This is a genomic window from Micromonospora trifolii (assembly GCF_022229005.1).
In the GTDB taxonomy this organism is placed as follows: domain Bacteria; phylum Actinomycetota; class Actinomycetes; order Mycobacteriales; family Micromonosporaceae; genus Micromonospora; species Micromonospora trifolii.
The window spans coordinates 54,889-79,454 of the sequence record NZ_JAKKFD010000002.1; the positions used below are offsets into that span (position 1 = coordinate 54,889).

General features: G+C 71.3%; 18 protein-coding genes. 16 read left to right on the forward strand and 2 right to left on the reverse strand.

Features of this window, described 5'->3' with window-relative positions; translation table 11 throughout:
• Window positions 1-7: 7 nt before the first annotated feature.
• The 4 genes from NIE79_RS01395 to NIE79_RS01410 all read left to right on the forward strand — a co-directional run bounded on the left by NIE79_RS01395 (window position 8) and on the right by NIE79_RS01410 (window position 4,319).
• On the forward strand, window positions 8-919 hold the full coding sequence (locus NIE79_RS01395; RefSeq protein ID WP_238676769.1) for a hypothetical protein: 912 nt from the start codon (window positions 8-10) through the stop codon (window positions 917-919).
• Between the two features lie 178 nt (window positions 920-1,097).
• Window positions 1,098-2,342: a carbohydrate-binding domain-containing protein gene (locus tag NIE79_RS01400; protein WP_238676770.1), complete on the forward strand. Its 1,245-nt coding sequence runs from the start codon at window positions 1,098-1,100 to the stop codon at window positions 2,340-2,342.
• Between the two features lie 232 nt (window positions 2,343-2,574).
• A complete protein-coding gene (locus NIE79_RS01405) occupies window positions 2,575-3,573 on the forward strand; it encodes an RNA polymerase subunit sigma-70 (RefSeq protein WP_238676771.1) in 999 nt (332 codons plus the stop codon).
• 5 nt (window positions 3,574-3,578) lie between these two features.
• Window positions 3,579-4,319, forward strand: a complete 741-nt coding sequence (locus tag NIE79_RS01410) for a DUF6069 family protein (RefSeq protein WP_238676772.1) — start codon at window positions 3,579-3,581, stop codon at window positions 4,317-4,319.
• Window positions 4,320-4,366: 47 nt separating this feature from the next.
• Here NIE79_RS01410 and NIE79_RS01415 read toward each other — a convergent pair whose 3' ends face one another.
• Window positions 4,367-5,131 (reverse strand): FadR/GntR family transcriptional regulator, encoded by a 765-nt coding sequence (locus tag NIE79_RS01415; RefSeq protein WP_238676773.1) that lies wholly within the window; start codon window positions 5,129-5,131, stop codon window positions 4,367-4,369.
• A 183-nt stretch (window positions 5,132-5,314) separates the two neighbouring features.
• Between NIE79_RS01415 and NIE79_RS01420 the strand changes: the two genes are divergently transcribed.
• From NIE79_RS01420 to NIE79_RS01470, 11 genes are all read left to right on the forward strand, one after another.
• Window positions 5,315-6,553 carry an ABC transporter substrate-binding protein gene (locus NIE79_RS01420; protein WP_238676774.1) on the forward strand — a complete coding sequence of 413 codons (1,239 nt, stop codon included), beginning with the start codon at window positions 5,315-5,317 and terminating at the stop codon, window positions 6,551-6,553.
• A gap of 75 nt (window positions 6,554-6,628) precedes the next feature.
• Window positions 6,629-7,582: a carbohydrate ABC transporter permease gene (locus tag NIE79_RS01425; protein ID WP_238676775.1), complete on the forward strand. Its 954-nt coding sequence runs from the start codon at window positions 6,629-6,631 to the stop codon at window positions 7,580-7,582.
• A complete protein-coding gene (locus NIE79_RS01430) occupies window positions 7,579-8,394 on the forward strand; it encodes a carbohydrate ABC transporter permease (RefSeq protein ID WP_238676776.1) in 816 nt (271 codons plus the stop codon). The genes NIE79_RS01425 and NIE79_RS01430 overlap by 4 nt, the downstream gene beginning before the upstream one ends.
• 6 nt (window positions 8,395-8,400) lie before the next feature.
• Entirely contained in the window at window positions 8,401-9,549 is a 1,149-nt protein-coding gene (gene dgoD / locus NIE79_RS01435) for a galactonate dehydratase (RefSeq protein WP_238676777.1), read from the forward strand.
• Window positions 9,550-9,580: 31 nt separating this feature from the next.
• Window positions 9,581-10,810 (forward strand): D-mannonate dehydratase ManD, encoded by a 1,230-nt coding sequence (gene manD / locus NIE79_RS01440; protein WP_238676778.1) that lies wholly within the window; start codon window positions 9,581-9,583, stop codon window positions 10,808-10,810.
• On the forward strand, window positions 10,800-11,390 hold the full coding sequence (locus NIE79_RS01445) for a gluconokinase (protein ID WP_238676779.1): 591 nt from the start codon (window positions 10,800-10,802) through the stop codon (window positions 11,388-11,390). Before manD ends, NIE79_RS01445 begins: the two co-directional genes overlap by 11 nt.
• Before the next feature lie 56 nt (window positions 11,391-11,446).
• The gene (locus NIE79_RS01450; protein ID WP_238676780.1) at window positions 11,447-13,153 is read left to right on the forward strand and encodes an ABC transporter transmembrane domain-containing protein; all 1,707 of its coding nucleotides are present in this window, start codon (window positions 11,447-11,449) and stop codon (window positions 13,151-13,153) included.
• Window positions 13,150-14,976, forward strand: coding sequence for an ABC transporter ATP-binding protein (locus NIE79_RS01455; RefSeq protein WP_238676781.1), 1,827 nt, complete (start codon window positions 13,150-13,152; stop codon window positions 14,974-14,976). Before NIE79_RS01450 ends, NIE79_RS01455 begins: the two co-directional genes overlap by 4 nt.
• Before the next feature lie 171 nt (window positions 14,977-15,147).
• Window positions 15,148-15,726 (forward strand): sigma-70 family RNA polymerase sigma factor, encoded by a 579-nt coding sequence (locus NIE79_RS01460; protein WP_238676782.1) that lies wholly within the window; start codon window positions 15,148-15,150, stop codon window positions 15,724-15,726.
• A 17-nt stretch (window positions 15,727-15,743) separates the two neighbouring features.
• Complete coding sequence (locus tag NIE79_RS01465) at window positions 15,744-16,802, forward strand: threonine aldolase family protein (protein ID WP_238676783.1); 1,059 nt, start codon at window positions 15,744-15,746, stop codon at window positions 16,800-16,802.
• A gap of 77 nt (window positions 16,803-16,879) precedes the next feature.
• On the forward strand, window positions 16,880-17,341 hold the full coding sequence (locus tag NIE79_RS01470; RefSeq protein WP_238676784.1) for a hypothetical protein: 462 nt from the start codon (window positions 16,880-16,882) through the stop codon (window positions 17,339-17,341).
• A gap of 85 nt (window positions 17,342-17,426) precedes the next feature.
• Here NIE79_RS01470 and NIE79_RS01475 read toward each other — a convergent pair whose 3' ends face one another.
• The gene (locus tag NIE79_RS01475; RefSeq protein ID WP_238676785.1) at window positions 17,427-22,889 is read right to left on the reverse strand and encodes an ATP-binding protein; all 5,463 of its coding nucleotides are present in this window, start codon (window positions 22,887-22,889) and stop codon (window positions 17,427-17,429) included.
• 359 nt (window positions 22,890-23,248) lie between these two features.
• Between NIE79_RS01475 and NIE79_RS01480 the strand changes: the two genes are divergently transcribed.
• Complete coding sequence (locus NIE79_RS01480) at window positions 23,249-24,505, forward strand: phosphodiester glycosidase family protein (protein ID WP_238676786.1); 1,257 nt, start codon at window positions 23,249-23,251, stop codon at window positions 24,503-24,505.
• Window positions 24,506-24,566 lie beyond the last annotated feature (61 nt).

A 24,566-nucleotide genomic window follows, 5' to 3' on the forward strand; every position in this document is an offset into this window, starting at 1 on the left:
TTGCGCCATGGGGAAACAGCAGGACGTCGGCGAGGCCGACAGTCACAGCGGGTCCGGCACCACCGCCCACCGTCCGATCGGTGGCAACGCTGACGCTCGGCTCGCCCTCGCTCAGGACCCCACAACGCCACAAATGACCCTTATCGACCTGGCGTCCGATCCGTCGGTCCTGGTCCGTAAGGCGGTCGCCGCTCGGGCCGACGCGCCAGCGCAGGCCCTGCGACCGCTCACCCGCGACCATGATCGTCAGGTCCGGGAGGCAGTGGCGAGGAACCCCTCCACCTCGATCGCCAACCTCATGCGCCTAGTGAAGGACGACGACCGGTGGGTCCGCTGGGCGGTCGCCGGCAACCCGGCCTGTGACGAGTCGATCCGCCAGGTCATGTCGGAGACCTCGGACAAGGAGCTTCGCGGTCTCCTCGCGGAGAGTCGTGTGCTGGAGCCGGAGTTGGCCGCCAAGCTGATCGACGACGTGTCACCCGAGGTACGGGAACGACTCGCCACGCACACCCACGACCCCGACGTGATCACCGCCCTGCTGGCCGATCGCACCGCACGCGTACGCAAGGGGGTTGCCCGCAACCCGCGGACCACCGCCGAGCAGCGCAGCGCGCTCGCCGCGGACCCGGTGGTCGACGTCCGTGCCGCGCTGGTACGGGCCGTCGAGCTGGACGAGGCGGACCTGGCCAACCTGGTCGACGACCGCGCGGTGCAGGTCCGACTGGCGATGGCGACGTCCGAGTTCGTTCCGCCGCACATCCGGCAGGCGCTCGCTCGCGATGCCGACGAGATGGTCGCCAGCGCGGCACGGGACTACCGCCCCGGCGCCGGCAACGCCTCGGCCGTGCGGGCGCCGCGCATCGCGCACCGGCCCTCCGCCGCCGGCGCGAATCGATCGGGTGGCCGCACCAGCCGCTAGGACCGCGCCGCGTCCCGGGCCGTGCGGAAACGGAACGTACAGCTCGGGTACTCAGGATGGTCTCGAAGCATTCACATGTGTCGTCCTGATCCTCTCTACGCTGCGAATGCCCAGCTTGTGGGCAGATGTCGGCAAGGGAGGATCAGCAGTGCGTATCAGGAGATCCAGGTCCAGGTTCGTGGCGACGGCCGCGGCGCTGATGGTCGCCATGGCTGGCGGAACACTCACCGGGGGTACGGCGAGCGCCGCCGAGCCCTCCCAGTTCACAGTCGTGGACGGGGCGATCCGTACGGCGACCGGCACCCCAGTGCCTTCCTCCGGCACACACGCCTCGCTCTGGGGCAACTCCAGCTACGCCACCACCAGCATCAGCGGTTCCGGGCGTGTGCTGATCGGAGCCATCGGGGACAACTGCCAGGGCTGGCCGACCGTCCGGGTGACGGTCGACGGTGTCGCCGTCGGCCAGACCACCATCGTCAGCGCGACCAGCTACGGCACCTACCCGGTCGGCACGGCGGTCGGCGCCGGCCAGCACACCGTGCGGATCCAGCTCGTCAACGACTTCCGGGCCGACCCCTGCGACCGCAACGTCCACATCGCGTACGCGCGGATGGAAACCGCGGGCGCCACCGACACGAAGTTCAGCTTCGCCGTCCTGCCGGACACCCAGCAGGAGGTGCTCAACAGCTCGGACACTCGGTTCCGTAACCGCACCAACTGGCTGGTGCAGAACCGCTCCGCGCTGGACCTGCGCTACGTGACGCACTCTGGTGACGTGGTCAACTGGGACACTCCCGACCACTCCCAGTACGTCATCGCCCGCGACGCGATGCGTCCGATCGAGACCGCGGGCCTCCCGTACTCGCTGGCGATCGGCAACCACGACACCCAGGCGACCGGCGAGGGTGGTTCCGCCCGGGACCCCGCCCACACCCGGGAACTCGTTCGCGACACCACAGTCTTCAACAGGTACTTCACCGCCAGCCAGTACGGCGCGGTGAAGGGCCAGTTCGAGAGCGGCAAGGTGGACAACTCGTACTCCACCTTCGAGGCCGGCGGGGTCCAGTGGATGGTGCTCACACTGGAGCTCTGGCCGCGGCTCGAGGCCGTGAACTGGGCCAGGAGCGTCGTCGCCGCCAACCCCCGGCACAACGTCATCGTCGTCACCCACGACTACATCGACGGCAGCGGCGCCATCGAGCAGAGCGCCGGGTACGGCGCGACCAGCCCGCAGTACCTCTTCGACAACCTGGTCAAGCAGTACGCCAACATCCGGTTCGTCTTCTCCGGTCACACGGGCATCGCCGCCAACCGGGTCGACACCGCCGCTAACTCGCTGCGGACCTGGATCTACGCCCCGTACAACCACCAGTCGTTCACCGAGTACGACAGGTCCTTCACCGGGCTCGGCGTGGTCCGCTGACGCCGAGGTGGTGCTCCGCCGAGCGGCGGATACGCCCGTGAGCGTGATGACTCGCAGGCATCATGATGCCCGTGAGTCATCACGCTGGTCGGGAGGTCCGCCCCATGACGACGACCGTGCGGGTTGGTGATCCCAGCACCGCTCACCACCTCGATCAGGCCCGAGTGATGAGTTGTCGCGTCCGCGCCCGTCATACCTAGGACAGGACATGACGAGGCGGAAGGATGACGCGATGAGTGCGGACACGCGGCTGGAGGAGCTGGGCGTGAGCGGTCTGGGCGAGGTCGACGAGCCGGCGTTCTCGGGGCTGGCGCAGCGGCACCGGCGGGAACTGCACGTGCACTGCTACCGGATGCTCGGGTCGTTCGAGGACGCCGAGGACACCGTGCAGGAGACGTTCCTGCGTGCCTGGCGGCGGCGGGAGACGTTCGAGGGGCGCTCGACGTTCCGGGCCTGGCTGTACCGGATCGCCACCAACGCCTGCCTGGACCTGCTCGCCAAGCGCCGTCCGGAGCCGGCCACCAGCGGCGAGGTGCTGTGGTTGCAGCCCTACCCGGACCGGCTGCTCGACGAGCTGCCCGCGGGCGACGCGGACGAGCCGGAGACCGTCGCCGTCGCGCGGGAGACGATCGAGCTGGCGTACCTGGTCGCGGTCCAGCACCTCGCGCCGCGTCCGCGGGCAGTGCTGATCCTGCGGGACGTGCTCGGCTGGCCGGCGAAGGACGTCGCGGAGCTGCTCGGAGACTCGGTCAACTCGGTCAACAGTGCCCTCCAGCGGGCGCGCGCCGGCATGCGGGAACACCTGCCCGCCGAGCGGCAGGACTGGACCGGCGGCGAGGAGGACGCGGGGACGCGTGAGCTGGTGCGCCGCTTCACCGACGCCAGCGTGGACACGAACGTCGACGCGCTCGCCGGGATGCTGCGCGACGACGTCCGCTGCTCGATGCCGCCCACGCCGGGCCTGTACGTCGGCCGCGACGCGGTGGTGAACAACTGGGTCGAGGATGGCTTCGATGGCATGACCGGCCTACGCGGGGTCCCCACCTCGGTCAACCGGCAGCCCGCCGTCGCCTTCTACCACTGGCGCAAGCAGGAGGGCGCGTACCTGCCGCTGACGATCGACGTCCTGCGGATCACCGGCGGCGCGATCACCGAGATCATCACCTTCCACGACGACCAGTTCCCGCGGCTCGGGCTGCCGGAGCGCCTACCGGCGGACGGCACGGAGTAGTCCCGGTGCGGACGCTCACGCTGCCCGGTGGCGCGCGTGCCGCTGTGGTCGCGGCGGAGTGGCACGACGCGTTCGGCGTCGTCACCAGTGGGCGGGTGCAGCTGGAGCTGCGCGACGGCGAGCCCGGGCCGGTCCTCGGACCCGACGCCGGGTTCTGGCTGAGCGGCACCGGCGTCCGCGCGCTGCGCAACCCGGGCCGTCGCACGGCGAGGGTGCGCGTCTTCACGCCCGGCGCCGTCACACGCCAGTCGGCACATCCTGTACGCCAGCTCCCAGATGACGGAGACGACATGAACAGCACGAAGGACACCGAGATCGTCGCCGGCCCGGCATCGGGCCAACCCAGCCGCACCCGCCGATTGCGTGGGCTCGCCGGCACCGGCCTGATCGCCACCCTCGCGGCGATGGTGACCACCACCCTCGCCGCCGCGCTGGCCCGGGGCGCCGGCGTCGACTTCGAGATCCCCGATGGTGGCGAGACGATTCCGGTGCCCGGGATCGCCGTGGTGACCGGCGTCTTCTCGGTCGTGGGCGTCGTCATCGCCGTGGCCCTGCTCCGGTGGAGTGCCCGGCCCGCCGACCGGTTCGTGTGGACGACAGTGGCGCTGACCGCGCTCTCGCTGGTCCCGCCCCTCATCTCCGGGGCGAACGCGGCCACCATCACCGCCCTCCTCGGGCTGCACCTCGTCGCCGCGGCGGTGATGATCCCCGTCCTGGCACGGAGCCTGCGCACCAGGACCGACTGACAGATGACGACAGGAGGGCCGGCCCGACGGGCCGGCCCTCCTGTCGTCTAAGCGCTCCGGTCGGGTGGGGCGGTCTGCTCCCACAGCGACTTCATCTCGTCGAAGGCCTGCTCCATCAGCTGCACCATGGCCTGCCGGGCACGCTCACCGTCGCGCCGCTGGATCGCCTGGGCGACGTCGGCGTGCATCTGGAGGGCCTGCTCATGTGGGTGGTGCGGCATGAGGTGGTGCTTGTGCCGGCCGGTGAGCACCTCAGCGACCAGTTCCTGGAGCCGGACGAACATCTCGTTTCCGGAGGCGAGCAGGACGCGCCGGTGAAACTCGATGTCGAGGTGCAGGAAGCGCTCCTCGTCGCCGGCCTCGCCGGCCGCCCACATCTTCGCCGCCAGCCCGACGAGGTCGCTCGCCTCGTCACGGCCGATCCGGCTGGCGGCCAGGAAGGCCGCGTGCGGCTCGACGGCGGTGCGCAGCTCGGTGATCGAGCGGAGCTGGGCCATCCGACCGGCCGAGGCGAGACGCCAGCGGATCACCTGCGGATCGAAGACGTTCCAGGCGCTCGCCGGCCGGATCATCACACCTACCCGCCGGCGCGCCTCGATGAATCCGATCGAGGCCAGCACCCGCAGCACCTCGCGGACGACCGAGCGGGACACGGCGTACCTGTCGACCAGCTCGTCGATGTTGAGGACCGATCCGGGTGCCACCTCTCCGCCGCAGATGGCGGTGCCGAGGTGTTCGAGGACGCGCGCGTGCAGCCCGGACTCGGCGGGGAGGGCCGGTGCGGCTGCAACCTCTGGTGAGGACGGTTCCACCCAAAGATCATATCATTTGCATCTACCTCTTGAGGTAATCAGCTTTTTCGGCCTAGCATCCCGATGTTAAGCGGATGTAACACCGAGGTAGCGGCTCTCTCGGGGGCGGCGGCCACGACAGAAGGAGAGACAAGCGTGCGACGTCGATCGATAATCGGCACTTCTCTGGCTGTGGTCGCCGCCATGAGCCTGACCGCCTGCGGCGGCGACGGCGGCGGCGAGGGCTCGAAGACCGTTCGCGTGACACTGGTCAACCACGTGTGGACCGAGAACATCAAGAAGGTCCTGCCGGAGTTCGAGAAGCAGTCCGGCCTCAAGGTGGAGGTCACCCAGCTCGGCGAGGACCAGCTCTCCGACCAGTACAACGTCAAGCTGAACGCCGGGTCCGACGACCTCGACGTGATGATGTACCGGCCCCTGCAGGAGGGGAAGCTGTTCGGCAAGAACAAGTACCTCGCCGACCTGAGCGAGAAGGTCAAGTCCGACAGCGCCTTCGAGTTCGGTGACTTCCAGGCCGGGCCGGTGCAGGCGACGACCTATGAGGACAAGGTCGTCGGGCTGCCGATCATCACCGAGCAGGAGGTCCTCTACTACCGCAAGGACCTGCTGACGAAGTCCGGTTTCACGGCGCCGCCCAAGACCCTCGACGAGCTCAAGGCGCAGGCCGCGAAGATCGAGGCCGACAACCCGGGCGTCGCCGGCTTCGTCGCCCGTACCGGCAAGGCCGCCGCCGTCACCCAGTTCTCCAGCTTCCTCTTCAGCTTCGGCGGCGACTTCGTGGACGCCAGCGGAAAGGCCACTGTCAACACCGAGCAGGCCAAGCAGGCGTACGCCTACTACGGCGGGCTGCTCAAAGACCACGGCCCGGAGAACATCAGCACCGACATGAGCTGGTCCGAGGCGATGGCGATCTTCACGCAGGGCAAGGCCGCCTTCTACACCGAGGCCAACTCGCTCTACAAGAACGCCACCGACCCGACCAAGTCCAAGGTCGTCGACTCCGTCGGCTTCGCCGCCTTCCCGGCCGGCCCGGCCGGGTCGAAGCCGTACAACATCCCGTCCTGGGCGCTCGGCGTGAACGACAGCTCGGAGAACAAGGACAACGCCTGGAAGTTCATCCAGTGGGCCGCCGGCAAGGAGCAGGCGCTGGCGCAGCAGACGGCCGGCGTACCCGGTGCCCGTGCCTCGGTCTGGGCGAACCCGGCGGGTACCGCCTCCTACCCGAAGGACCTCGCCGAGGCCAACACGGTCAGCACCGCCAACGGCGTCGGGCACGACCGTCCGCTGGTGGTGAAGGTGGCCCAGGCGCGGGAGATCGTCGGCCAGCCGATCGTGGACACGATCACCGGCAAGGACGCCGCCAGCTCGGCGGACACGGCGAACGCGGCGTTCCAGAAGTTCCTCGACGACGAGGCGAAGTAACCCACGCGTTGGGCGGCGGGGCCGACCGGCTCCGCCGCCTCGCCGGGACCTGACCCCTCCAACCCGGAGATCTCAATGTCAGCCGTTCTCACCCCCCGTACCGATTCGCCCGAGGCCCCCGCGGCGCCAGTGGACACGACGTCGGCCTGGTCGCGTTGGGCCAACGAACACCGCAAGTGGCTCTTCGCGGCACCCGCCATGGCGTTCGTCGCCGTGCTGATCATCTTTCCGGTGGCGTGGACCGGGTACCTGAGCCTGACCGACGCCGAGGGTTCGGTACGCGCCGAGTCCGAGTTCATCGGCTTCCAGAACTACCTCGACGTGCTCACCGACACCGACCGGTTCTGGCCGGCGGTCTGGCGTACGGTCCTCTTCACCGGCGTCGTGCTGTTCTTCGAGGTCGTGCTCGGCATGGCGATCGCCCTGCTCCTGTGGCGGCCCTTCCGCGGTGAGAAGTGGGTCCGCGTCGCGATCCTCCTGCCGCTGGTGGCCACTCCGGTGGCGGTCGGCATGATGTGGCGCCTGATCTTCGACCCCAACATCGGGATGGCGAACCAGCTGCTCGGCTGGATCGGCATCGGCCCCCAGCCCTGGCTGGCCGGGCAGCACTCGGCCCTGCCGACGACGATGTTCATCGACATCTGGCAGTGGACCCCGATGGTCGTGCTGATCCTGCTCGCCGGGCTCACCTCGCTCTCCGACGAGCCCCAGGAGGCGGCCCGGATCGACGGCGCCAGCAGCTGGCAGCGGTTCCGGCACGTGACCCTCCCGCTGCTGATGCCCACTGTGATCGTCGCCATCCTGCTGCGGGGCATCGACGCGCTCAAGACGTTCGACATCCTCTACGCCACCAAGGGGCGCGGCGGCGGGTCCTTCCACGAGGTCGAGACCCTCAACGTGTACGCGTACGGCCTCAGCTTCGACTACAACGACTACGGCGTCTCGTCGACAGTCCTCATCATCTTCTTCCTGATCATCATCGGGGTGATGTGGGCCCTCACCTATCGCAAGAAGGGGCTGGGCCGATGAAGCCGAGCAAGCCGTACCGGGTGTTCCGCAACTCGGCTCTGGTCGTCGTGGTGTTCGCGCTGATGGCGCCGCTGCTCTGGATGATCGCCGCGTCGTTCAAGACCAACGTGGACATCTACGACACCGCCAAGGCGTTCGTCTTCTCGCCCAGCCTGAAGAACTACGAGACAGTTCTCCAGCAGGCGAACTATCTCGAGTTCATCGGCAACAGCCTCTGGGTGGCGTTCGCGGCCACCACGCTCTCGCTCCTGCTCGGGGTGCCCGCCGCGTACTCGATGAGCCGGTTCAGCATGAAGAAGTCAGCGCTCGTCGTGCTCATGGCCCGGGTGATCCCCGGCGTCTCGCTCCTGGTGCCCTGGTACTACGTCTTCTCGAACCTGAAGATGGTCGGCGGCTTCACAGTGCTGATCCTGAGTCACATGTTCGTGTCGCTGCCGCTGATCGTCTACATCATGATGGGCTACTTCGACGGCCTGCCGGCCGAGTTGGAAGAGGCCGCGCTGGTCGACGGGCTGACCCACATCGGCGCGTTCCGTCGGATCACCCTGCCGCTGTCGGTGGCCGGCGTCGCGACCGCCGGCATCCTCTCCTTCATCTTCTCCTGGAACAACTTCATGTTCGCCCTGGTGCTCTCCGGCTCCGACACCAAGACGCTCCCCGTCGCCATCTTCGACTTCGTCGGCTACGCCAGCATCGACTGGGGCGGCCTGATGGCAGCGGCGACGGTGGTCACCCTGCCGATCATGCTGATCGCGCTGTTCGTGCAGAAGTACGTCGTCTCCGGCCTCACCGCCGGTGCCACGAAGGGCTGACCGGGCATGACGACGATCGCAACTGTGGAGACCTTCCTGGTCGCGCCCCGCTGGCTGTTCGTCCGGATCGAGACGGAGTCCGGCATCGTCGGCTGGGGCGAGGCGACCTGCGAGGGCCGGTCCGAGACCGTGCGCACTGCCGTCCACCAGCTCAGCGAGCTGCTCACGGGTCGGGACGCGCTGCGCATCGAGGACCACTGGCAGATGCTGACCAAGGGGTCCTTCTACCGGGGTGGCCCGATCCTGGCCAGCGCGGTGTCCGGTCTGGACCAGGCGCTCTGGGACATCGCCGGCAAGCACTACGGCGCCCCCGTGCACCAACTCCTCGGCGGGCCGGTCCGGGACCGGATCCGGGTCTACGGCTGGATCGGCGGTGACGAGCCCGCCGAGATCCGCGATCAGATCAGCGCCCGGATCGAGGCGGGCCTGACCGCTGTGAAGATGAACGCGTCCGGGCGGATGGGCGCGCTCGCCTCGGTCGCCGACCTCGACGCGGTGGTGCAGCGGGTGGCCGTCGCCCGCGAGGTCCTCGGCGACGACCGCGACGTCGCTGTCGACTTCCACGGCCGGTTCACCCTCGCGAACGTCCGGCGGGTCGCCCCGCTGTTGGAGCCGTACCGGCCGTTCTTCCTGGAAGAGCCGGTGGTGCCGGAGAACTCGCACCTGATCGGTGAGGTGGTCCGCTGCACCACCACCCCGATCTCGACGGGGGAGCGGCTCTACAGCCGGCAGGAGTTCCTGCCCGTGTTGCAGGCCGGCATCGCCGTGGCCCAGCCGGACCTCGCGCACGCCGGCGGCATCACCGAGGTTCGCAAGATCGCCACGTTGGCCGAGGTGTACGACGTGCAACTCGCCCCGCACTGCCCGCTCGGGCCGATCGCCCTCGCCGCCTGCCTCCAGGTCGGCTTCGCCACACCCAACTTCCTGATCCAGGAGCAGAGCATCGGCATCCACTACAACCAGGGTGCCGAGGTGCTCGACTACTGCCTCGACCAGACCCCGCTGACCTTCGTCGACGGGTACGTGCAGCGGTTGACCGGGCCCGGTCTCGGCATCGAGATCGACGAACACGCCGTGCGGACCGCTGACAAGCGCGGGCACGCCTGGCGCAGCCCGACCTGGCGGCACCCCGACGGCTCCTACGCGGAGTGGTGAGACCCCGACCGGCACGAACGAAAGGCACCCCGTGAAGATCGTCGCAGCAGACATCATCGTGACCAGCCCCGACCGGAACTTCGTCACCCTCAAGATCACCACTGATGAGGGCATCACCGGTCTGGGCGACGCCACGCTCAACGGCCGTGAGCTCTCCGTCGCCTCGTACCTGCGCGACCACGTCGCCCCACTGCTGATGGGACGGGACCCGCACCGGATCGAGGACACCTGGCAGTTCCTGTACCGGTCGGCGTACTGGCGGCGCGGCCCGGTCACCATGGCCGCCATCGCCGCCGTGGACGTCGCACTGTGGGACATCTTGGCCAAGGCCGCCGGCATGCCGCTGTACCAACTGCTGGGCGGCGCGTCGCGCACCGGCATCATGGCGTACGGGCACGCGTCGGGGCGGGACATCCCCGAGCTGTTCGACTCGATCCGTCGCCACCTCGACGAGGGCTTCAAGTCGATCCGGGTGCAGACCTCGGTGCCCGGGATCAACGCGGTCTACGGCGTCGCCGCGCAGCCCAGCTCCACCGGCCAGCGCTACGACTACGAGCCCGCGCAGCGCACCCCGCTGCCCGCCGAGGAGGACTGGGACACCCGCGCGTACCTGCGCCACCTGCCGTCGGTCTTCGAGGCGGTGCGCGGCGAGTTCGGCCCGGAGTTGCCGCTGCTGCACGACGGTCACCACCGGATGACCCCGATCCAGGCCGCCAAGCTCGGCAAGGCCCTCGAACCGTACGACCTGTTCTGGCTGGAGGACTGCACCCCGGCCGAGAACCAGGAGGCGCTGCGGCTGGTCCGCCAGCACACCACCACCCCGCTGGCCATCGGTGAGGTCTTCAACACGGTCTGGGACTACCAGACCCTGATCCGGGAGCAGCTGATCGACTACGTCCGGTCCGCCGTCACCCACACCGGCGGCATCACCGCCATGCGCAAGCTGCTCGACTTCGCCGCCCAGTACCAGATCAAGTCCGGCATCCACGGCCCCACCGACATCTCCCCGGTGGGCATGGCCGCGGCCCTGCACCTGGACCTGGCCATCCACAACTTCGGGATCCAGGAGTACATGAAGCACACCCCGCTGGCCAACGAGGTGTTCCGGCAGTCGTTCACCTTCACCGACGGCTACCTGCACCCGGGCGACCAACCGGGGCTCGGGGTGGAACTCGACGAGGAGGCGGCGGCCCGGTTCCCGTACGAGCCGGCGTACCTGCCGTTCAACCGGCTCAAGGACGGCACGGTCCATGACTGGTGAGCGGCGCGGCGCCCGGCCCACCCGGCACGTCGTGGTGATGGGCGTCTCCGGGGCCGGCAAGACCACAGTGGCGCGCGGGATCGGCGCGGCGACGGGGCTGACGTTCGCCGAGGCGGACGAGTTCCACTCCCCGCAGAACGTGGCGCGGATGCGCTCCGGCGTACCGCTGGACGACACCACCCGGTGGCCCTGGCTGCGGGACATCGCCGGGTGGATCGCCGATCGCGGCGCGGAGGGCCGCTCGACGGTGCTGGCCTGCTCGGCGTTGAAGCGGTCGTACCGGGACGTGCTCCGCCAGGGCCCGCTCCCTGTGGACTTCGTGCACCTGGACGGCCCGGCGGAGGTCATCCGAGCCCGACTGGCCCGGCGTGAGGGGCACTACATGCCGGCCAGTCTGCTGGAGTCGCAGCTCGCCACGCTGGAACCGGCCGAGCCGGACGAGTCGGTGCTCGTACTCGATGTCGCGCTGCCCCCGGAGGCCCTGGTCGCGGCGGCCGTCAAGGGTCTCGGTCTGCCCGCTTCGGTGCCGGTGGGGGAGCACCGGGACCGCGCGTCCAACCCCACTGCGGGGGCGTGTTAGGTTAGCCTGCCCTAATCGTAAGTGGAGTCCGTCGCCGTGCCCTCATCGATCCGAGCATGACAGTCGCCGAGACCACCGGTGGCGTGGTGCTCCGTCGCGCGCTGCGTCGACAGCGCGCCCGCGTGGCCGCCGGCACCGCGCTGCTCTGCACCCACCAGGCCACCGAAGCCCTCGTCCCGGTGGCCATCGGCGTGGTCATCGACCGTGCGGTGGCCACCGGTGACGTTCGCGCCCTGCTGCTCTCGCTGGCCGGTCTGGCCGTCCTGTTCACGGTGCTCGCCTTCGCCTACCGGGCCGGTGCGCGACTGGCGTTCGCCGCCGTCGAACACGAGGCGCACGCCACCCGGGTCGAGATCGTCCGCAGCGTCCTCGACCCGCGTGGACGCCGGTCGGGCATGCGCGACGGCGAACTGCTGTCCGTGACGGCCTCCGACGCCGAGCTGTCCGCGCTCGTCGTGCGAGTCGCGGGACTCACCGCCGCGGCGCTCACCGCCATCGTGGTCGCGGCCGTGGCGCTGCTCGTCGTCGACGTTCCCCTCGGCCTCGGGGTGCTCATCGGCGTACCAGTGCTGGTCATCGCCCTCCAGCGGATGTCGCCGCTGCTCACCCGGCGCAGCACGTCGCAGCAGGAGGCGCTCGCCGCCACGACCGCCCTCGCCGTCGACCTCGTCTCCGGCCTGCGCGTGCTGCGCGGCATCGGCGCACAGGACCACGCCGCCCGCCGGTACGCGGGATCCAGCCGCAACGCGCTCGACGTCACCCTGCGCGCCGCCACCACCAAGGGTCTGCACCTCGGGCTCACCACAACTGTCAACGGCCTCTTCCTCGCCACGGTCGCCGGATTCGCCGGTTGGCTGGCGCTTCAGGGCCGGCTCACCATCGGCGAGCTCGTCGCCGTGGTCGGGCTGGCCCAGTTCATCGCCGAGCCGGTGCAGACGCTCGGGTACTGCGTCCAGTTGTTCGCCATGGCCCGAGCCTCCGCGGGGCGGGTCGCCCGGGTCCTCGGCGCCGAGCCGGTCGTCCAGCCCGGTGACGCCGGCCCGCCCGCCCCGAGCCCGTCCCGGCTCGCCCTCGACGGGGTCTCGTACGCGGGCCTCGACGATGTCAGCGTGCGCGTCCGCGCCGGTGAGATCCTGGGCGTGCTCGCCTACGACCCGAGCGAGGCCGAGGCGCTGGTCGCGCTGCTGGCCGGCCGGGTGCCCCGCGCGGACCACCGGGGGACGGTCCGCGTCGACGGCGTGCCCGCCGACGAGCTGCACATCGACGCCGCCCGCGCCGTGGTCCTGGTCGAGCAGCATGACGTGGCGCTGTTCGAGGGGACGCTGCGCGCCAACCTCAGCGCCGGCGCCTCCGTCGACGACGAGGTGCTGCGTGCCGCCGTGCGGGCTGCCGCCGCCGAGGACGTGCTCGCCGCGCACCCGCACGGGTTCGACCGTCTGCTCACCGAACGCGGGGCGAACCTCTCCGGTGGGCAGCGGCAGCGGATCGGGCTGGCGAGGGCGCTCGTCGCCGACCCGCCGGTGCTGGTGCTGCACAACCCCACCACGGCGGTCGACGCGGTGACCGAGGGCCTGCTCGCCACGAGACTGGCCGAGGCGCGCGGGGCGGGCGCCCGCGGCACGCTGCTGATCACCACCAGCCCGGCACTGCTGCGGATCACCGACCGGGTCGCGGTGATCGACCGGGGACGGGTCGTCGCCGAGGGTCCGCACGAGCGGTTGCTCGCCAGCGACGCCCGCTACCGGGAGGAAACCCTGCGATGACGTCCGAGCCGATCACCCGGCACCTGTTGCCGACGGCCACCGGCCGGCAGACCTGGGCCGCCCTCCGTACCGAGCTGGCCCTCCTGCCGGGGCTCAGCGCCGTCGCCGGCACGTTGCTGGTCGTCGCCGCCGCGACCGGGCTGGTCGCCCCCTGGGTGCTCGGCCGCCTCGTCGACGACGTCATCGCCGGAACCGACACACCTCGGGTGGTGGCCTGGGCCGGCGTGATCGCTGGCGCCGCCGTGCTCGCGGGACTCCTCACCGCGGCGGGAGCGGCGGTCGCCGCGCGCCTCGGCGAGACCGTGCTGGCCCGACTCCGGGAGCGGGTCCTCGACCGCGCCCTGCACCTGCCGTCGGCCACCCTGGAGCGGGCCGGGACCGGGGACCTGGTGGCCCGTGCCGGCGACGACGTTGCGGTGGTGACGAATGTGATCGCCACCAGCGGCCCGGCCTTCCTCGGCGCGCTGCTGTCCGTCGTGCTGACCGCGGCGGGGCTCTTCGCCCTCGACTGGCGGCTCGGCATCGCCGGGTTGGCCGCGGCCCCGGCGTACGCGGTGGCGCTGCGCTGGTACCTCAAGCGGTCGGTGCCGTACTACGCCCGCGAGCGGGTGGCGACGGGCGAGCGCGCGCAGGCGACGGCCGAGGCGCTGCGGGGCGCCGCCACAGTGCGCGCCTACCGGATGGAGGACGCCCACGTCGCGCGGATCGCGGAGCGCTCCGGCGTCGCCCGCGACCTGTCGCTGGAGATCTTCGGCCTCTACACCCGCTTCGGGCTGCGCGTCAACCGCTCGGAGTTCGTGGGGCTCGCGGCCGTGCTGCTCGCCGGCTTCCTGCTGGTACGCGGCGACCTGGCCACCGTCGGCGCCGCCACCACTGCCGCGCTCTACTTCCACCGCCTGTTCAACCCCATCGGCCTGCTGCTGTTCGAGTCGGACTCGGTGTTGCAGGCCGGGGCCAGCCTGGCCCGACTCGTCGGGGTCACCACCCTGCCGGACACCGCGGCCCCCGCCGGCACCGAGCCCGCCCGCCACGATCGGGGCGCACCGGCGGCACTGGAGGTGACCGTCGGGCAGCACCGCTACGACGACGGGCCGGTGGTGCTGCGGGACATCGCCCTGCGTCTCGCCCCCGGGGAGCGCGTCGCCCTGGTCGGCGCGAGCGGCGCGGGCAAGAGCACCCTCGCCGGCATCATCGCCGGCATCATCGCGCCCACCGACGGCGCGGTGACCCTGCGCGGCGTGCCGCTGGCCCAGCTCGGCGAGCACCGCCTCCGTCGGGAGATCGCCCTGATCAGCCAGGAGGTGCACGTCTTCGCCGGGCCGCTCGCCGACGACCTGCGTCTCGCCGACCCGGACGCCACCGACGCCGAGATCGCCACCGCCCTCGACCTCGTCGGCGCCACCGAGTGGGTGCGGACCCTGCCGGAGGGCATCACCACCGCGGTGGGGGAGGGTGGGCGGCAGCTCACCTCGGCCCAGGCCCAGCAGCTCGCGCTGGCCCGCCTCATCCTCGCCGATCCGGCCGTCGCGGTCCTCGACGAGGCCACCGCCGAGGCGGGCAGCGCGGGCGCGCGCGACCTCGACCACGCCGCCGTGGCGGCCACCGAGGGGCGTACCACGTTGATCGTCGCCCACCGACTCAGCCAGGCGGCCACCGCGGACCGCATCGTCGTCCTCGACCAGGGGCGCGTCGCCGAGCACGGCACGCACGCCGAGCTGCTCAGGGCCGGGGGCGGGTACAGCCAGCTGTGGCGCTCGTGGAGCATGCCCGACCCCGTGGTTCCGAGAGAACGCGAGAGCGCGGACCAGCCCGTCCCGAGCTGAGCGGCGTTCGGTTCCCGTCACCTCGGACATCCGCGCGATCAGTCGAACGTGGGAACCCCGGGAACTTTTCCGGACCGGCCGGCGACCACCAGAGTGCGCGGCTGACCGGCGGCGTTCCGACGACGGCATCTCGGCATGAAGGAGCGCCCGTGGCACTCAGGACGGTGGTCTGTGCGGAACGGCGTCGCTGACGACGACCAGGTGACCCGGTGGGCTCGGGAGGCGGGCCAGGGTGACCGGCAGGCCGCGGCGGCGTTCATCCGGGCACTACAGGACCAGGTCTGGCGCTTCCTGTCGCACCTGGCCGGGCCCGGGGAGGCCGACGACCTGACCCAGGAGACGTTCCTGCGGGCGATCCGTAACCTGCCCGGCTTCGCCGGCCGCTCGTCGGCCCGTACCTGGGTGTTCACCATCGCCCGGCGCGTCGCAGTGGATCACGTGCGAACGGCGGTGGCCCGGCCGAGGATGGCGGCGGTGCCGGACTGGCAGGCCGCGGCCGAGGCCGCCGGTGCGATCACCGCCGGTGCCGACGAGGGCGTGACACTGCACCAGTTGATCGCCGGACTGACCCGGGAGCGCCGTGAGGCGTTCGTCGCCACCCAGGTGCTCGGCCTGTCCTACGCCGAGGCGGCGGACGTCTGCCAGTGCCCCGTCGGCACGATCCGTTCCCGGGTCGCCCGGGCGCGCGAGGATCTCGTCGCCGCCTGGCAGGCCGACACCGACCCGAGCCGCGAGCGACGAACCGGCTGAGGGTGGATACTGCCGCAATGACTGTGCGGCGTTCCCTGTTTCTGCACTCGGAGCTGCGCCGCCGGCCGGACGACCTGCTGCGGTCGATGCTGGCCCAGGTCGACCCGGCCACGCCACCGAACGGACCGGACGGGCCGGTGGCCGTCCTCGAACGGCGCGTGGCATCCCTGCTCGGCACGGAGGAGGCCCTGTTCTTCCCCACCGGGACGATGGCGCAGCAGGTGGCGGTGCGCATCCACGCCGACCGCCGGGGTCGGCGGGCCTTCGCCGCCCATCCGCAGTGTCACCTGGAGGTCTGGGAGCAGCAGGGGTACGCCGTCGTGCACGGGCTGCGCTTCCAACCTGCCGGCGACCGTCACCGGTTGATGACAGTGGCCGATCTCGCCGCCGTCGCCGAACCGCTCGCGGCGGCGATCTGGGAGCTGCCGCAACGGGACATCGGAGGGCTGCTGCCGGAGTGGGACGACCTCGTCGCACAGACCGAAGCGATGCGGGAGCGCGGCGCGGCCATCCACCTCGACGGCGCTCGCCTGTGGGAGGCCCAGACGTACTACGCGCGGCAGTTCGCCGAGATCGCCGCGCTGTTCGACAGCGCGTACGTCTCGTTCTACAAGGGACTTCAGGGCGTCGGCGGTGCCGCGCTCGCCGGAGACACCGCACTGGTGGCCGAGGCCCGGGTGTGGCGCCGGCGGCTCGGCGGCGACGTGTACGACGCGTGGCCGCTGGCACTCACCGCACTGCACGGCCTGGACACCCTGCTGCCCCGGATGCCGGCACACCGGGAACACGCGGTGGCGATCGCGGCGGCCATCAACGCCGACGGGGTCGCCCGCGCCTTCCCGGACCCACCACAGACGCCCCTGTTCCACGTCCACCTTCCCGTCGGCCCGGACGCCGCGATGCGGGCCGCCGACGCCCTCCTCGCCGCCGACGGGGTGGAATTGTTCGGCCGGGTCCGGTCCGCGCCGGATCCGGACCGGTGCTCGTTCGAGGTCAGCGTCGGTGAGAACGCCATGGACCTCGCCCCGGACGAGGTCGCGACGTTCATCCGCGAGCTGCTGCGACACGCCACCTGACCCCGAGGGCGACGGGCGGCAACCCCGCTCGGTCAACGGGATGGACGGGGCGTACCGGGGTTCCTAAGATCACGCCGGTGAACACCGAACCGCTCCACGTCGCCGGCGTAGCTGGCCCGATCGTCATCGCCACCAAGGCACTCTTCGGCCACCCTGCCGTCACCGTCGGCGGAGTGCCGGCCCCCAGGACTGGCAAACGCTACGCGTTGCCGGCGGTGGACGGTGGTGTCGTCCAAGCCACGGTCCGCAACGTTCTCGCCGACCCTTACCCGACAGTGGAGGTCAACGGCGTCAAGCACCGGACCGGGCCCTCCACGCCGATCTTCCTGCGCATCCTGGCCATGCTGCCGATCCTGCTGTTGACCGTCGGCGGTCTCCTGGGCGCGCTGGTCGGGGCGTTGGGCGTCTGGGCGAACCTGACAGTTGCCCGCACCCGGATGACAACCGCCGTCAAGGCGCTCTCCATGGTCGGTATCGGTCTCGGCACCGTCATCGTCTGGCTCGCCGTCGCCGTCGCGCTGAACGTGGCCCTCAGCTAGACCGCCAAGCACCTCACCCCCCATACCGTCAGCACCACCGGTCGTCGACCGGTGGTGCTGACGTGGTGTGGACGTACGGGCCGCGCTAGCCCAGGCGGGCCTCGATGGTCTCGATGATGCGCGGACGCAGCTCGGCGGCGCGGATGACGGCGTCCACCGAGCCGACCTCGACGGCGCGGTGGATGTTGTGCACCCGGTCGAACTCCGCTGCCACCTCGCTGAGCTTCTCCGCGCGCACCGACGAGCGCAGCTCGTCGAGCTCCGCTGTCAACGCGGCGCGTTCGGTGCCGGCCGAGGCGGCGGTGCGGGCCTCCAGGTCCCGCACCCGCGGGTCGGCCGCAGTACGGGCGTTGACGTCGGCGGAGAACACCACAGCGGCGGCTGGTGCGCCACCGAGCACCGAGGCGAACGAGCCCTCCAGCGCCAGCACCGTCATGTTCGGGTTCAGCGCCTTCGAGAACACCACGAACGCGCCGCCGTGGTAGCGCGAGATCACGCAGAAGACGATGGGCCCCCGGAAGTTCACGATCGCCCGCCCGATCTCGGCGCCGTACTCCAGTTGCAGCTTGCGCATCGACTCCGGTGAGCCGTCGAAGCCGGACAGGTTCGCCAGCACGACGAGCGGCCGGTTGCCGCTGGCCGCGTTGATCGCCCGCGCGGCCTTCTTCGACGAGCGGGGGAACAGCGTGCCCGCCGTGTAGGTGTCCGGACCGTCGGTGGGCGGGAAACCGTGCCGTGGCACCGACCGGGACTCGATGCCGAGCAGGCAGACCGGGATGCCACCGAGGTGGACGTCCTGCACGACGGCCGTGTCCGCGTCCGCCATGCCGGCCCAGCGCTCCAGCACCGGGTGGTCCTGGTCGGAGAGGGCCCGCATCACGGTGCGGATGTCGAACGGCTTCTTGCGGTCCGGGTTGGACTCCACGGAGAAGATCTCCCCGACGGTGGCGAAGGCGCTGCCCGCCACGTCGTGCGGGAAGCCGGAGATGTCGCGGTCGGCGGGGTCGGTGGTGACCGCCCGCCGGGGCGCGTCCTCGCCGGGCGCGACGTACGTGTGGTCGTAGTGCGCCATCACCACGTCCCGTGCGGCAGTCAGGTTCGGCGCCCAGTACTGCGCCTGCCCGTTCGGCCCCATCACCCGGTCGTAGCCGCCGATGCCGAAGTTGTCCTCAGCCGACACACCACCGGAGAAGTCGAGCGACTGCTTGCCGGTGAGCACCATCGCCGAGTCGGGCGTCATCACCAGGATGCCCTTGGTGTGCATGAGCATCGTCGCCTCGGCGTTCCAGTACGGCTGCGCGCCGACGTTGATGCCCGCGACCACGATGTTGATCTCACCGCCGGCCTGGGTGAACTCGACGATCCGCTTGAGCGCCGCGGCCACCCAGTCCATGTTCTCCGTACCGGAGGTCATCGAGATCCGGGCCCCGGCGGACAGCGCCCACCACTCCAGCGGCACCTGCATCCGCTCGGCCAGGTCCAGTGCGGCGATCACGCGCCGGCACTCCGGCTCCGACAGGGCGCCCAGCGACTTCGTCGGGTCGCCGAGCAGCACCACCCGGGTGACACCCTGGGGGTAGCGCTCGGTCGGCGTCGTGACCACTCCGGCGACGATGGCGGCGCTGTTGCGCCCCTTCGGCCGCTGCACCGGCACCAACACGTGCTCGTCGTCGAGGTCGTGCTCGACGAAGTCGCCGAGCCGGCCGGTCAGCTCGTACGGGTACACGGTGTTGCGGCTGCTGGCCCGCAGCACCTTGAGCCGGTACTCGTCGAGCGGCTCGATCGGCTCGACCGGCGGCTCCCCGACGGCCAGCTCGGCGCCGCCCGCGGCGTCGAACGAGATCCGTACGGCGATCTTGGTCAGCTCGCCGGTCCGGCGGTCGCGCTGGCGCGCGATGAACAGGATCTCCTCCAGGCCGGCGCCCGCTGTCGTCGGGCGGACCCGCCCGGCGATCATCTCCATCTCCTCGCGGGTCAGCTCGCTCGGCGGCCACACGTAGACCACGATGCGGTTGGTGTTGAAGCGCGTCTTCGACGGCCGCCGCGACTGGGCGCGGCGGATCGAGTCGAGGCAGGCGGCGATGGCGTCCTCGGTCGTCGGCAGCGCGACCAGGCGGCCGTCCTGCTCACGAAGCTCGGTCAGGTCACGCACCTGCGCGAACGCGACGAGGCGCTCGTCGGCGCGGTTCTCCCGGGCCACGCACTGGAAGAGGTAGACCTCCTCGTCCGACGACGGCAGCCGGGTCAGGTCGAACTTGTGCAGCCGCTCCAGCTGCATCCGCTGCGCGATGTACGGGTGCAGCCCACGGATCAGCCGGTCCTCGGTCAACTGGGCGCCCGACGGGCGGAAGGTGAAGTGGTGGTGCATCACCGCACCGCCGCGACCCGCGACGGTGGTGGTGACCCGACGGACCTGGGGCGGCAGCGGGTGCGCGGCGATGACCTCGGCCAGCGCGGCCGCCATCGCGTCGAAGTCCTCCGGCTGGTTCTCCCAGCCGAGGTAGATGTCGGCGTCCACGGCGTCCTCGCCGGTGGCCAGCTCGGCCAGCCCCCGCAGGGCGCTGCCCAGCGCGTCGAAGCTGACCGCGGCGGAGACCACGCTCGAGTCGGCGCGCTCGGCGACCACGAACATGCAGTCCGCGACCTCGCGGGTACGCACGCTGGTGAGCGACCGGTTGCCGTAGTAGCGCCGGGTCAGCACCTCCAACATGACCGCGTTGTCGAGGTGGTCGCGGACGAGCCGCTGGCCGAGCAGCCGAACCAGTGGCTCGGTGCTGCGTACCATCTCGGCGATGCGCTCGGCGCGGTCCGGCGCGTCCGGGTGCGCGTCGAGGTGCCGCAGGTGCCCACGGACCTCGGCGTAGACGCGGGCGCGGTTGCGGCGCAGCAGCGGCTGGGCGAACCAGGCGAACACCACGCCGCGGGCGAGGTCCGCGACCACGGGGAAGCGGACCTGCGTCGCGGCGATCAGCCGCTCCAGTGCGAGGCCGGCCGGCTCGCGCAGCGTCTCGTCCGGCGGGGTCTCCCGCAGCCAGGCGCGCAGCAGCGCCGCGATGACCTGCGCGTCCGCGGAGGCGCGCTGCTGGGCGAGGAAGATCCGGAAGACGGCGGCTTCGAGGGCGGGGGTGCGGTCCAGGTCGGTGACGCCGTAGCGGCCGAGCGCCTTGCCGAGCCTGGTCTGGAAGGCGTCCGGCAGCCCGGCCCGTTCGACGTCGAGGCTCTGCAGGTAGGTGTGGAAGTACTCCCGGGCGCTGTGCACGTGCGCGGCGCCGCCGTCCTCGCCCGTCGGCCGGTTGCGGCTCAGTTCGGCGAGATCGGCGAACACCTCGATGAGGTCGAGTTCGGCGGCCAGGGGCCGCTGACCGGCCTCGGTGGCCGCCCGCCGCGCGGTGAGGTAGCCGTCGAGCACCCGGCGGTCGTCGTGCGGGTCGACGTCGAAGCCGAGCAGCAGACCCCGCAGGTCCTCCTGACCGCGCCTGGTGCGCTCGTCCGCCGGGATGTCCGCTGCGGCGCTGGGCAGGTCCAGTTCGACGGTCTCGGCGCTCGGGTCGTCGTTGGTCTCCTCGGCGTCGTCCGCGAGCGGCTCCAGGCGCAGCAGCGGCGCGCCCGCCTCCACCTGGCTGCCCACCGAGACGGCGCACTCCTTGAGCCGTGCCTTGAACGGCGCCCGCAGCACCGTCTCCATCTTCATCGCTTCGAGCACCAGCACCGGAGCGCCCGCCTCGACCTCCGCGCCGACCTCCAGGGGCGTGGCGACGACCAGCGCGGGCATCGGGGAGCGCAGGACGCCACCCTCGTCCCGGCTGACCCGGTGCGTCACGCCGTCCACCTCGACCAGGTGGGTCGGCCCGTAGGTGCCGGTGAGCAGGCGGTAGCGGATGCCGTTGACGACGATCTGACCGGTGTGCCGGTCGAAGCGGTCGAGCTCGACGTCGGCGGTACGCACGACGGGGCCGGTCTCGATGCCGACCCGGAACCGGTGCGCGCCGACCCGCGCCACCCGGGTGCGGTAATCGACGCCACGCAGCTTGAGGTCCAACGGTCGGCCGCTGGCGTGCTGCACCTGCGGGCGCCCGCCGGCCGCCGTCGACAGCAGCCGCTGCCGCTCGACGCGCTCCTCCTCCTCGTACGCCTCGATGGCGGCGGCGGCCAGGGCGACGGCGGAGTGGCGGTGGGTGACGAGGCGGCCCTCGCCGCGGACGCGGTCGATCCAGCCGGTGTCCGCGCTGCCGTCGATCACCTCGGGCTGGTCGAGCAGGTCGAGCACGAAGCTCTTGTTCGTCGCCCCACCCTCGATGATCACCGTGGTGTTCGCCATCGCCCGGCGCAGCTTGCCGAGCGCCTCGTCGCGGTCACGGCCGTACGCGATGATCTTCGCGATCATCGAGTCGAAGTCGGCCGGGATGGTGTCACCCTCGCTGACGCCGGTGTCCACCCGGATGCCGGGGCCGCTGGGCAGGTCCAGCCGGGCGATGCGGCCGGGGGACGGGGCGAAGTCGCGGTCGGGGTCCTCGGCGTTGAGCCGCGCCTCGATGGCGTGCCCGCGCTCGGCCGGCGGCGCGCCTTCGAGCCGCCCGCCGGCGGCGACGTGCAGCTGGGCCTTGACCAGGTCGAACCCGGTGGTCAGCTCGGTGATCGGGTGCTCGACCTGGAGGCGGGTGTTGACCTCGAGGAACGCGAACAGCCGGTCCCCGGGGTGGTAGAGGAACTCGACGGTCGCCGCGCCTCGGTAGCCGACAGCCACGGCCAGTCGCTCGGCAGACGTCTTGAGCTCGGCGGCCTGCGCCGGGTCGAGCACCGGTGACGCCGACTCCTCGATGACCTTCTGGTTGCGCCGCTGCACGGAGCAGTCGCGGACGCCGAGCGCCCACGCGGTGCCCTGCCCGTCGGCGATCACCTGGACCTCGACGTGCCGAGCGCCGGTGACCAGGCGCTCCAGGAACACGATGCCGCTGCCGAACGCCCGTGCCGCCTCCTGGCTGGTGCGCTCGTACGCGTCGACCAGCTCGGCGTCGTTCCTGACCACGCGGATGCCGCGCCCGCCACCGCCGGCGGTCGCCTTCAGCATCAGCGGGTAGCCGACCTCGGCCGCCGAGGCACGTGCGGCGTCCAGGGTCTCGACGGCGCCGCGGCTCCACGGCGCGACCGGCACGCCGACCTTCTCGGCGATCAGCTTCGAGCCGATCTTGTCGCCGAGTTGGCGCATGGCGTCCGGGCTCGGCCCGACGAAGGTGACGCCGATCTTCTCGCACAGCTCGGCGAACGCCGGATCCTCGGCGACGAAGCCCCAGCCGACCCACGCGGCGTCGGCCCCGGTCTCGGTCAGGGCGCGCTCCAGCACCGCCAGGTTGAGGTACGGGCGAGCGGACGCCGGGCCGAGATCGTAGGCGATGTCCGCTTCGCGGACGAATGTGGCGTTGCGGTCGACATCGGTGTAGAGAGCCACGGTTTCGAGCTGGATGCCGGTCTCCGCGGCCAGCTCGCGGACCGCGTGGATGAGCCGCATGGCGGCTTCACCACGGTTGACGATGGCGACACGGTTGAACACCCGAAGAACCCCTTAGCTAGACCTCGACCTGCGTGCCGGAAGACGACGGCCTCCCAGCAGTGATCACCTTTCCGCGTGGCGGCGGCCAGCGCTATGGCGCAACCACCGAACCCACCGACCCTCAGTTGTAGGAAGTGCACAAAACTTTTTGGCACCCCCGGGACCGTGCTGACTTCCGCCGGCCCGATCCGGCCGCTCCCGCAGTTGATCAAGACGCTGCGGGCGGTTCACGTCCGCAGCCTCCGGCGTTCACCCCCGGGTGATCGGCTGACCAGGAAGATCATCGCCGGTCCGGTCAACCGCCGGCCCGGCTCGACCATCCCGGCCCAGGCCAGGAACGCACCAGGAAAGGAGCGGCAATGAGGTCACCGCACCTCGGACGCCCACGTCTGGCGCTGCTGCTCGCGGCGGGGCTGACCGCGCTCGTCACGCCGGCCGGCGTCGCCCACGCCGCGACCGCCACGGTACCCGCGACGGACACCCCGATCACCATCACCTCGACCGAGCAGCTCGCACCGGGCGTCACGTACGGCTCGTTCGAGGTGGCCACGCCCCGGGGCGTCACCGTCGGTTACCTGCTCACCGCCGACCTGAAGAAGAACAAGGTCTCCCTCGACCTGCTGCACCCCGACGCGGTGGCGCAGCGCACTGTCGTCTCGGCGATGACGAACGCGCAGGGTGCCGTCGCCGGCGTCAACGGCGACTTCTTCAACAACAGTGAGACGCACGCCGGCGTCACGCCGACCTACTCGTCGTCCGGTCCGGAGATCGCCGACGGCGAGGAGTTGAAGTTCGCGGTGCCGACCGCGCAGCGTTTCGGCCCCGGCCTGGCCCCCGGCACCTCGACCCGCGACGTGTTCGGCGTGGGCGTGAACGGCAAGGCGCGCGTCGACACCCTGAGCCTGGACGGCGAGGTGCGCAGCAGGAAGGGCACCATCGCGCTGGGTGGCCTCAACCAGTACGCGCTTCCGGTCGACGGCGTCGGCCTGTTCACCGCCGACTGGGGGACCGCCTCCCGGGTCCGGTCCACCTGCGGCACCGACACGAGCCGCAGCGACCCGTGCAGCACCCACACCTACGAGGTGACCGTACGCGACGGTGTGGTGACCGCGGTCGCCCCGACGCCCGGTGCGGGCGCGATCCCGGCCGACACCCAGGTGCTGGTCGGGCGGGAGGGCGGCGCGGACGCGCTCGACGACCTCGTCGTCGGTGACCGGGTGCAGGTGCGCGAGAAGCTCGTCTCCGCCGGCAAGCCGAAGCTGACCTTCGCGGTCGGTGGCGCCCCGATCCTGCGCGACGGCGCGCCGTTGGCCGGCCTGGACACCAAGACCGCCGCGGTACGCAGCGCGGCCGGTGTCAGCCCCGACGGCCGGACCGTCTACCTGGTCGCCCTGGCCGGCCGCGCCCCGGCCAGCGCCGGGTTCACGATCGCCGAGCTGGCCGACCTGATGCGCTCGCTCGGCGCGGACGCCGCAGTGAACCTCGACGGCGGCGGTTCGAGCACTGTCGCCGTCCGCGAGCCGGGCCAGGCCGCGGCCACCGCCCGCAACAGCCCATCCGACGGTACGGAGCGTTTGGTCGCCAACGGCATCGGCATCTTCGTGGGCCGCCACTGACCGGTCAGCCGAGCACGGATTCGCCCCGCCCCTGGTCCCACCGGGGCGGGGCGAAAGCGTG